The sequence below is a fragment of the Allosphingosinicella sp. genome, from assembly GCF_036403745.1.
In the GTDB taxonomy this organism is placed as follows: domain Bacteria; phylum Pseudomonadota; class Alphaproteobacteria; order Sphingomonadales; family Sphingomonadaceae; genus Allosphingosinicella.
This window is the reverse complement of sequence record NZ_DASWQI010000055.1, coordinates 118,678-128,504: the sequence shown is the minus strand read 5'-3', so window position 1 is coordinate 128,504 and position 9,827 is coordinate 118,678. Positions and strand designations below refer to the sequence as shown.

Here is a 9,827-nt window from a genome sequence, read left to right as displayed (position 1 = left end):
CGCCGCACCGGCAAAGATCGCGCTTTTCACCCTCGGCCTCCCACTCGAAGTGTCCATTCTAGCCCCATCCCCCTCTTCCGTCATCCCGGCGAACGCCGCGATCTCAGGGAGACACAGGCGCCGCGTTCTTCACCCCACGAGATCCCGGCGTCCGCCGCGATGACGGAGGGTGGTTGCCTCCCACGCGCCGTCGCCCTACCCCGTCCGGAAAGGAGAGGGCGATGCGGATCGCTTGCCTGGGCGGCGGGCCCGCCGGGCTCTATTTCGCGATTTCGATGAAGCTGCGCGATCCGGCGCACGAGATCGACCTCTTCGAGCGCAACCGCGCCGACGACACGTTCGGCTGGGGCGTCGTCTTCTCCGACCAGACCGTCGAGAATCTGATGGCCAACGACTCCGTCTCGGGCACCGCCATCCGGGACGAATTCGCCCATTGGGACGATATCGAGGTCCATCTGCGGGGCGAGACGATCCGCTCGTCCGGCCACGGCTTCATCGGCATCGGCCGCAAGCGCCTGCTCGCCATCCTGCAGGAAAGGGCGCGCGAGTTGGGGGTGGACCTCCACTTCGACCAGGAGGCGAGCGCCGACCTCAATGCCTGGTCGGGCTACGACCTCGTCATCGCGGCCGACGGCGCCAACAGCCGCATCCGCACCGCCTATGAAGAGCATTTCGGGGTCGACATCCAGCTGCGGAAGAACCGCTTCTTCTGGTGCGGCACGACCAAGGTCTTCGAAGCCTTCACCTTCGCCTTCGAGGACACCGAAGCCGGCTGGGTGTGGGCGCACGCCTATCGCTTCGGCGAGGGACTCTCGACCTTCATCGTCGAGATGGCGCCGGAGACCTGGACGAAGCTCGGCCTCGACCGGATGGAGCAGGACGCGGCGATCGCGCTGTGTGAGCGCATCTTCGCGCGCTATCTCGACGGCCACCCGCTCGAGTCCAACGCCCGCCACCTGCCCGGCCCGCAGGCGTGGCTCCAGTTCCGCCGCATCGTCTGCGACCGCTGGTCGTACCGCAATCTCGTCCTGCTCGGCGACGCCGCCCACACCGCCCATTTCTCGATCGGCTCCGGCACCAAGCTCGCGCTCGAGGACGCGATCAAGCTCGCCGAAGTGCTGAACCGCCCCGGCCTGTCCCGCGAGCAGGCGCTCGACGAATATCAGGCGGAGCGAAACCTCGAGGTGCTGAAGCTCCAGAATTCGGCCCGCAACTCGACCGAATGGTTCGAGACGCTGGAGCGCTACCTGCACTTCGAGCCGATCCAGTTCGCTTACTCCCTCCTCACCCGCTCGCAGCGCGTCAGCCACGAGAATCTGCGCCTGCGCGACAAGCCCTGGCTGGAAGGCGTCGAGCGCTGGTTCCAGTCGAAGGCGGCAGGCCGCGCGGTGAACGACCCCGCGCCGCCGATGTTCGCGCCGTTCCGCCTGCGCGACCTCATCCTCGACAACCGCGTCGTCGTCTCGCCGATGGCGATGTATTCGGCGACGGACGGCGTGCCGAACGACTTCCACCTCGTTCATTACGGCACCCGCGCCCAGGGCGGCGCCGGGCTCCTCTACACCGAGATGACCTGCGTCTCGCCTGAGGCGCGGATCACCCCCGGCTGCACGGGCCTGTGGAGCGAGGAACAGGCCGCCGGCTGGCGGCGGATCGTCGATTTCGTGCACGCCCACAGCCGCGCCAAATTCTGCCTGCAGCTTGGCCACTCGGGGCCCAAGGGCAGCACCAAAGTCGGCTGGGAAGGCTATGACGTCCCGCTCGACACCGGCAACTGGCCCGTCATGGCCGCATCCGACACGGCGTGGTCGCCGCAGAACCAGGTGCCGCGGCCAATGACGGGCGAGGACATGGATGCCGTGGTTGAACAGTTCGTCGCCGCCGTCCGCCGCGGCGATCGGGCCGGTTTCGACATGGTCGAGCTCCACGCCGCCCACGGCTACCTCCTGTCGAGCTTCATCACCCCGCTCACCAACCGTCGGACCGACGACTATGGCGGCAGCCTCGCCAACCGCCTCCGTTTCCCGCTCGAAGTCTTCCGCGCCATGCGCGCGGCGTGGCCGGCGGGAAGGCCGATGTCGGTCCGCATCTCGGCCAACGACTGGATGGGCGAGGCCGGCGTGACGCCGGACGAAGCGGTGGAGATCGGCCGCGCCTTTACCGAGGCGGGCGCCGATCTCATCGACGTCTCCGCCGGCCAGACCTGGGCCGACAGCCGCCCCGTCTACGGCCGCATGTTCCAGACCCCCTTCTCCGACCAGGTCCGCAACGAAGGCGGCGTCGCAACCATCGCCGTCGGCAACATCTACGAGCCGGACCACGTCAATTCGATCCTCGCCGCCGGCCGCGCCGACCTCGTCGCGCTCGCGCGCCCCCACCTGATCGACCCGATGTGGACGCTGCGCGCCGCCGCCCAGCACGGCCACCGGGGCGTCCATGTCCCCCCGCCCTATCTCGGCGGCATGGCGCAACTGGCGCGCAACATGGCGCGGGATGCTGAGCTGAAGCCGTGAGGCTCCGCCACCACCACGCCCTCATCACCGGCGGCGGTACGGGGATCGGCGCCGCCATCGCCGGGGCTTTGGCCGCGGAGGGCGCTAAGCTGACCCTCATCGGCCGCCGCCGCGAACCGCTGGAGGAAACGGCGAAAGCCCTCTCCTCCGCCGCCTTCGCCGAAGCCGACGTTACCGATGCCGAGCAGGTGCAAGCGGCCTTCGCCACCGCCCGCGCCGCCCACGGCCCCGTCACCATCCTCGTCAACAATGCCGGCACCGCCGACACCGCGCCCTTCGCGAAGCTCACCCGGGAGCTGTGGCGCAGCACCATGGCGGTGAACCTCGACGCCCTCCTCCATTGCTGCCAGGCGGCGCTTCCCGACCTGCTCGCAGCAGACGCCGGGCGCATCGTCACCATCGCTTCGACCGCCGCCCTCGAGGGCTTCGCCTATGCCGCCGCGTATACGGCCGCGAAGCACGGCGCCCTCGGCCTCACCCGCGCCCTCGCCGCCGAGCTCAGGGACACGCGGGTGACGGTGAACGCCGTCTGCCCCGGCTTCACCGATACGCCCCTGCTCGACCGCTCCGTCGCCGCGATTACAGACAAGACCGGGCGAACCCCTGACGCGGCGCGCCAGGCGCTGGCGGCGCTCAACCCCACCGGCCGCCTCGTCACCCCACGGGAGGTCGCCGCAGCCGTCCTCGCCCTGTGCCTCCCCGAAAGCGCCGCCGTCACCGGCCAGGCGATCGTCGTCGACGGGAGCGAGCCGGCATGAACCATCCGCTCCCAATCCCGGAGAAGCATGACGGCGCCCTCGGCGGCCCGATGAGCGTCAGCGTCTGGCTGCGGCTGCTGAGCTGCACGATGGCGATCGAGAAGCAGGTCCAGCGCGGCCTCGCGGGCACGTTCGGCACCACCCTCCCCCGCTTCGACGTGCTGGCGGCGCTCGAGCGGCGGCGGGACGGAATGACGATGGGCGAGCTTTCCCGCGCCCTCCTCGTCTCCAACGGCAACGTCACCGGCCTCGTCCGCGGACTCGCGGCCGACGGCCTGGTCGAGGTCGAGCCCCTCCCCTCCGACCGCCGCGCCACCCGGGTCCGCCTCACCGACAAGGGGGCCGCCGCCTTCGAAACCATGGCCACCGCCCACCATGGCTGGATCGAGACCCTCCTCGCCGGCCTCGACGCCGGCGACCGGCGCGCGCTCCACGACAGCCTCGGCCGCCTCAAGCTCTCCCTCTCCCACGCCCCCCGGATCGGAACCGCCGATGGACCCTGACAGCTTCGCCCCCACCCACTTCCTCTGGCGCTTCGAGGAGGGCGTGGCGACGATCACGCTCAATCGGCCGGAGCGGAAGAACCCGCTCACCTTCGAAAGCTATGCCGAGCTGCGCGACACCTTCCGCGCCCTCATCTCGGTGCGGGCTGTGAAGGCGGTGGTGGTCGGGGGGGCCGGCGGCAATTTCAGCTCGGGCGGCGACGTCCACGACATCATCGCGCCGCTGACCCGCATGGCGATCCCCGAGCTGCTCGATTTCACCCGCATGACCGGCGACCTCGTTAAGGCGATGCGCGCCTGCCCGCAGCCGATCGTCGCCGCCGTCGACGGCATCTGCGCCGGCGCCGGCGCGATCGTCGCCATGGCCTCCGACCTCCGCCTCGCCACCCCTGCCGCGTGCACCGCCTTCCTGTTCTCCAAGGTCGGCCTTGCCGGCTGCGACATGGGCGCCTGCGCTATCCTGCCGCGCATCGTCGGGCAGGGTCGGGCGGCCGAACTGCTCTTCACCGGCCGTTTCATGAGCGCCGAGGAGGGCGAGCGGTGGGGCTTCTACAACCGTCTCGTCGAACCGGCCGACCTCCTTGCCAAAGCCCACGCCCTCGCCCGGGAGCTCGCGAAGGGGCCCAATTTCGCGCACGGCATCACCAAGACCCAGCTCAACCAGGAGTGGAACGTCAGCCTCGAAACCGCGATCGAGATGGAGGCCCAGGCCCAGGCCCTCTGCATGGCCACCAACGACTTCCGCCGCGCCTACGAAGCCTTTGCGGCCAGACGGACGCCAGAGTTCGAAGGTGACTGACATGAAGGACTTCCTCGACTGGCCGTTCTTCGAGGAGCGGCATCGCGTGTTGGCGCGGGAGCTTGAGGCCTGGTGCGAGGCGGAGCTGACGGACGAGGAGCCCGACGATGTCGACGCCGCCTGCCGCAGCCTGGTGCGGCGCCTCGGTGACGGCGGCTGGCTCCGGCACTGCATCCCCGACGACGCGGGCCGGATGGACGTGCGCTCGCTCGCGCTGATCCGCGAGACGCTGGCCCGCCATGACGGGCTCGCCGACTTCGCCTTCGCGATGCAGGGGCTCGGCTCCGGAGCTATCTCGCTGTTCGGCACGGACGCGCAGAAGGCCGCCTATCTCCCGGCCGTGGCACGGGGAGAGATGATCGCCGCGTTCGCGCTGACCGAGCCGGAGTCCGGCTCCGACGTCGCCCGCATCGACACGCGCGCCGAACCGGCGGCGGACGGCGCCTATGTGCTGAACGGCGACAAGACCTTCATCTCCAACGGCGGCATCGCCGATTTCTACGTCGTCTTCGCCCGCACCGGGGAGGCGCCGGGAGCGAAGGGTCTCTCCGCGTTCGTCGTCGACCAGCGGACGCCCGGCCTCGACGACAGCGAACGCATCGCCACCCTCGCCCCGCACCCGCTCGCCACCCTGCGCTTCTCCGACATGCGCCTTCCCGCCACCGCTGTCCTCGGCGAGCGCGGCCGCGGCTTCCAGCAGGCGATGGCGACGCTCGACGTCTTCCGCACCACGGTCGGCGCCGCCGCGCTCGGCTTCGCGAAGCGGGCGCTGGAGGAGGCGACGCACCGCGCCCTCGCCCGCCCGCTCGGCGGCGGCACCCTCGCCGACAATCCGGTCACCCAGTCGAAACTCGCCGAGATGGTGCTCGACGTCGAGACCTCTGCCCTCCTCGTCTACCGCGCCGCCTGGCTCAGGGACGTGATGGGCCGCCGCAACAGCCGCGAGGCGGCCCTCGCCAAGCTCCACGCCACCGACAGCGCGCAGAGCGTCATCGACAAGGCGGTGCAGATGTTCGGCGGCCTCGGCGTCACCAAAGGCGTGGTCGTCGAGCGGCTCTACCGTGAGATCCGCGCGCTGCGCATCTACGAGGGCGCCTCCGAAGTGCAGAAGATAATCATCGCGCGCCACCACCTTGCGGAGCACAGGCCATGAAGACGCTCCTCCCCCCCGGCTGGCCGCGGCCCAAGGGCTATTCGAACGGGGTGACGGAGAAGGGGCGGCTGGTCATCACCGCCGGCGTGATCGGCTGGGACGCGGCGGAGCGGATCGTCGCGCCCGATCTGCCCGCCCAGCTGCGCCAGGTGCTCGCCAACATCCTCGAGATTCTCGCCGAAGCCGGCGCAGGGCCTGAGCATGTCGTGCGGATGACCTGGTACGTCGTCGACCTCGACGAATATCGCGCCGCGCTGCCCGAGATCGGCGCGATCTGGCGCGAGGCGATGGGCCGCACCTATCCTGCCATGGCGGTGGTCGGCGTCACCGGCCTCGTCGAGCCGGCCGCGCGCATCGAGATCGAAGCGATGGCGGTGGTGCCCGAGTGACAGCCCACATCGACACCTTCGTCCGGGACCGCCTTCCGCCGCCGGAGGCGCAGCCCGAATTCCTCTTCGACCTCCCGGAGCTCCGCTATCCCGACCGCCTCAACGCTGCGGTCGAGCTGATCGACCGCGCACCCGGCGACGGCCTCGCCCTCGTCAACGACGCCGGCGCCTGGACCTACGGCGAGATGCGCGCCCTCTCCGACCGCATCGCCTGCCTCCTCGTCGAGGAAGAGGGGCTCGTGCCCGGCAACCGTGTGCTGCTGCGCGGTCCGAACGGGGCGATGCTGTTCGCCGCCTGGCTCGGCGTGCTGAAGGCGGGCGGCATCCTCGTCACCACCATGCCGCTGCTCCGCGCCGGCGAGCTCGCCACGCTCATCGACCGCGCCCAGGTCCACCACGCCATTGTCGACGAACGCTGCCTCGACGATTTCCGCGCCGCCGCCGACGCGACCGGCCTCATCCGCTCCCTCCTCACCTATAGCGGCGACACGGGCGGCGGCGCCCTCGAAACCCGGCTGGAGCGCATCCAGGCCGGCTTCCCCGCCGCCGACACCCACCGCGACGACGTGGCGATGATCGCCTTCACCTCGGGCACCACCGGCCAGCCCAAGGGCTGCGTCCACTATCACCGCGACATCCTCGCCTCCGCCGACAGCTTCGCCCGCCACATCCTCCGGCCGGGGCCTGCGGACCGCTGGGCCTGTTCGGCGCCGATCGCCTTCACCTTCGGCCTCGGCATGTCGCTGGTCTTCCCCTGGCGCTTCGGGGGGACCGCAGTGACCGTCGAGCAACCGTCGCCCAAAGTCCTGCTGGAGGCGATCGGGAGGCACCGCGTCACCATTCTCGCCACCGCCCCCACTGCCTACAAAGCTATGCTCGCCATGCTCCCCGAGCACGACATCGGGTCCCTGCGCACCTGCGTCTCCGCCGGCGAGCACCTCCCCGCCGCCACCTGGCAGGCGTGGCAGGGCGCGACCGGTGTCCGCATCGTCGACGGCATCGGCGCGACCGAGATGATGCACATCTTCATCTCGGCGAGCGGCGATGCCATCCGCCCCGGCGCCACCGGCAAGGCCGTGCCGGGCTACCGCGCCTGCGTCCTCGACCCGGACGGCAAGCCTTTTCTCCACGCCCCCGGCCGCCTCGCGGTGAAGGGCCCCACCGGCTGTCGCTATTTCGACGACCCGCGCCAGTCGGCCTATGTCGAAGGCGGCTGGAACCTCACCGGCGACACCTACCGCGAGGATGATGACGGCTATTTCTGGTACGTCGCCCGCTCCGACGACATGATCGTTTCCTCCGGCTACAACATCGCCGCGCCGGAGGTGGAGAACGCCCTCTACGCCCACCCCGCCGTCGCCGAATGCGCGGTGATCGGCATCCCCTGCGAAGAGCGGGGCCAGCGGGTAAAGGCCTTCGTCGTCCCCGCGGCCGGCCACGAACCCGGGCCCGCCCTCGCCCGCACCCTGCAAGACCACGTCAAGGCGACCATCGCGCCCTACAAATACCCCCGCGACCTTGAGTTCGTCGCCGGCTTGCCCAAGACCGCCACCGGCAAGCTCCAGCGCTTCGCCCTGCGGGGTTAGCCTGCTGGCTCTTCGGCCGTCCTTTCGCTAGGCGCCTCGCCATGACCGCTGCCGCCCCCGCCATCGTCCTCGTCCGCCCGCAGCTGGGCGAGAATATCGGCAAGGCGGCGCGGGCGATGCTGAACTTCGGGCTCACCGACCTGCGCCTGGTGTCTCCGCGCGACGGCTGGCCGAACCCGTCCGCCGGCCCCGCCGCCTCGGGCGCGGACCTGGTGCTGGAACGGGCGCAGGTGTTCGACACCGTTGCCGAGGCCGTGCACGACATCCCCCACGTCTATGCGACCACGGTCCGCAAGCGCGGCCTCGTCATGCCGGTGGTGACGCCGGAGGAAGCGGCGCGCGAGATCCGCACCTGGCCGGAGCGCTCCGCCTTCCTGTTCGGTGCCGAGCGCTCGGGGCTGGAGACGGACGAGGTGGCAATCGCCGGGAAAATCCTCACGGTGCCGATCAACCCCGAATTCCGCTCGCTGAACCTGGCCCAGGCGGTGATCCTCGTCGCCTACGAATGGTCGAAGCACGAGGCGCTGATGGTGCCGACGGAAGGCGACGAGCGCGAGCCGCGGGCGACCCAGGCCCAGCTCGAGGGGCTGATCGGCCAATTGGACGGCGCCCTGGAGGCCGCCGGCTATTACCACCCGCCCGACCGCATCCCGGCGACGAAGAACACGATGCGCACCATCCTCACCAAGGCCGGCTGGTCCAACCGCGAGGTCCAGGCCCTGCGCGGCATGATCCGCGCCCTCGTCAACCCGCGGCCGCGGTGACCCTCCTTGCCTCCCCATCGGAACGATGGGGAGGGGGACCACCGAAGGTGGTGGAGGGGTATTGGCAAGATCGGCGGCGGGACCAGCGATCCTCCAACTCGGCGGCTGGAAATACCCCTCCGCCAGCTTCGCTGGTCCCCCTCCCCATGCTGCGCATGGGGAGGCAGAAGTTACCCCCGCATCGTGTCGAACTGGTCGAACTCGTAGGCGATCGAGCCCTCGACCAGCTTCTCGTACACCTCGGCCAGCACCGGCGGCGGCGCACCCTCGGCCTCTGCGCGGCTGACGACGTTACCGATCACCTCAGCCTTGCGCGCCTCGTCGCGGACATGGCCGCGCTCGGGCTTGATGCGGGCGGCGGCGTCCATGTAGCGGAAGCGTTCGGCGATCAGCGCGACGATCGCCTCGTCCAGCCGGTCCACCCCGTGCCGTACCTCGGCCATGGTCCGGCAGTCCGCCGGCTTCACCCGCTCTTCGTCCATGGGGCCTCTTTAGCGCGGCAAAGCCCCCTGTCGAGGTTGACTTATCGGGCTCCAGCGGCCATGTCGCCGCCTTCGCAATTGGCTCCGCACCCCGGTGAAGCGGCAGCCGCGTCTGGAAACCTGTCCAGGCGGTGCGGTTCCGGGAAGCAGCATAACAAGCAGATTGGACCCGACATGAGCAAGCGCAGCAGCGCCAAGTACAAACTCGACCGCCGCATGGGCGAGAACGTCTTCGGACGGCCCAAGAGCCCCGTCAACAAGCGCGAATACGGCCCCGGCCAGCACGGCCAGCGCCGCAAGGGCAAGATGTCCGATTTCGGCATCCAGCTGCGCGCCAAGCAGAAGCTCAAGGGCTATTACGGCGACGTCACCGAGAAGCAGTTCAAGCGCACCTACACCGAGGCTGCGCGGATGAAGGGCGATACCGGCCAGAACCTCATCGGCCTGCTCGAGCGCCGCCTCGACATGATCGTCTACCGCGCCAAGTTCGCGCCGACCATCTGGGCGGCCCGCCAGATCGTCAGCCACGGCCACATCCGCGTCAACGGCGTCAAGTGCAACATCGCCTCGCGCCGGGTCAACGTCGGCGACCTCATCGAGCTCGGCCCCAAGGCCCAGCAGATGGCTTTGGTCATGGAAGCGCAGAGCCTCGCCGAGCGCGACATTCCCGATTACGTCTCGCCGGACGGCACCGCCCGCGCCACCTTCGTCCGCGTGCCGACGCTCGACGAGGTGCCCTACCCGGTCCGCATGGAGCCGAACCTGGTCGTCGAGTTCTACTCGCGCTGATCCGGCGGCCTTAGCGGCCAAGAAAAGGGGCGGTTCCCAAGCGGGAGCCGCCCTTTTTTGCGGTTTCGGGGACAGCCTATCTGGCTGTCCC

Annotated in this window: 10 protein-coding genes; 9 read left to right on the top strand and 1 reads right to left on the bottom strand. The window is 69.9% G+C overall.

Annotation, left to right across the window (positions count from 1 at the left end):
* Positions 1 to 221: 221 nt before the first annotated feature.
* The 8 genes from VGC56_RS10910 to VGC56_RS10875 are packed head-to-tail and all read left to right on the top strand — an operon-like array spanning position 222 to position 8,465.
* Positions 222 to 2,513 (top strand): bifunctional salicylyl-CoA 5-hydroxylase/oxidoreductase, encoded by a 2,292-nt coding sequence (locus VGC56_RS10910; RefSeq protein ID WP_464124928.1) that lies wholly within the window; start codon positions 222 to 224, stop codon positions 2,511 to 2,513.
* Positions 2,510 to 3,271 (top strand): SDR family NAD(P)-dependent oxidoreductase, encoded by a 762-nt coding sequence (locus VGC56_RS10905; RefSeq protein ID WP_464124927.1) that lies wholly within the window; start codon positions 2,510 to 2,512, stop codon positions 3,269 to 3,271. Before VGC56_RS10910 ends, VGC56_RS10905 begins: the two co-directional genes overlap by 4 nt.
* Positions 3,268 to 3,774, top strand: a complete 507-nt coding sequence (locus VGC56_RS10900) for a MarR family winged helix-turn-helix transcriptional regulator (RefSeq protein WP_464124926.1) — start codon at positions 3,268 to 3,270, stop codon at positions 3,772 to 3,774. Before VGC56_RS10905 ends, VGC56_RS10900 begins: the two co-directional genes overlap by 4 nt.
* Positions 3,764 to 4,573, top strand: coding sequence for an enoyl-CoA hydratase family protein (locus VGC56_RS10895; protein ID WP_464124925.1), 810 nt, complete (start codon positions 3,764 to 3,766; stop codon positions 4,571 to 4,573). The genes VGC56_RS10900 and VGC56_RS10895 overlap by 11 nt, the downstream gene beginning before the upstream one ends.
* 1 nt (position 4,574) lies before the next feature.
* Positions 4,575 to 5,726, top strand: a complete 1,152-nt coding sequence (locus VGC56_RS10890) for an acyl-CoA dehydrogenase family protein (RefSeq protein ID WP_464124933.1) — start codon at positions 4,575 to 4,577, stop codon at positions 5,724 to 5,726.
* The gene (locus tag VGC56_RS10885; RefSeq protein WP_464124924.1) at positions 5,723 to 6,115 is read left to right on the top strand and encodes a RidA family protein; all 393 of its coding nucleotides are present in this window, start codon (positions 5,723 to 5,725) and stop codon (positions 6,113 to 6,115) included. The genes VGC56_RS10890 and VGC56_RS10885 overlap by 4 nt, the downstream gene beginning before the upstream one ends.
* Entirely contained in the window at positions 6,112 to 7,701 is a 1,590-nt protein-coding gene (locus tag VGC56_RS10880; protein WP_464124923.1) for an AMP-binding protein, read from the top strand. The genes VGC56_RS10885 and VGC56_RS10880 overlap by 4 nt, the downstream gene beginning before the upstream one ends.
* 41 nt (positions 7,702 to 7,742) lie before the next feature.
* The gene (locus tag VGC56_RS10875; protein ID WP_464124922.1) at positions 7,743 to 8,465 is read left to right on the top strand and encodes an RNA methyltransferase; all 723 of its coding nucleotides are present in this window, start codon (positions 7,743 to 7,745) and stop codon (positions 8,463 to 8,465) included.
* Between the two features lie 170 nt (positions 8,466 to 8,635).
* Here the strand turns inward: VGC56_RS10875 and VGC56_RS10870 are convergent, their stop codons facing one another.
* Positions 8,636 to 8,947 carry a chorismate mutase gene (locus VGC56_RS10870; RefSeq protein WP_464124921.1) on the bottom strand — a complete coding sequence of 104 codons (312 nt, stop codon included), beginning with the start codon at positions 8,945 to 8,947 and terminating at the stop codon, positions 8,636 to 8,638.
* 174 nt (positions 8,948 to 9,121) lie between these two features.
* On the opposite strand from VGC56_RS10870, the gene rpsD reads away from it, so the two are divergent.
* The gene (gene rpsD, locus VGC56_RS10865) at positions 9,122 to 9,736 is read left to right on the top strand and encodes a 30S ribosomal protein S4 (protein ID WP_464124920.1); all 615 of its coding nucleotides are present in this window, start codon (positions 9,122 to 9,124) and stop codon (positions 9,734 to 9,736) included.
* The last annotated feature ends 91 nt before the right edge of the window (positions 9,737 to 9,827 follow it).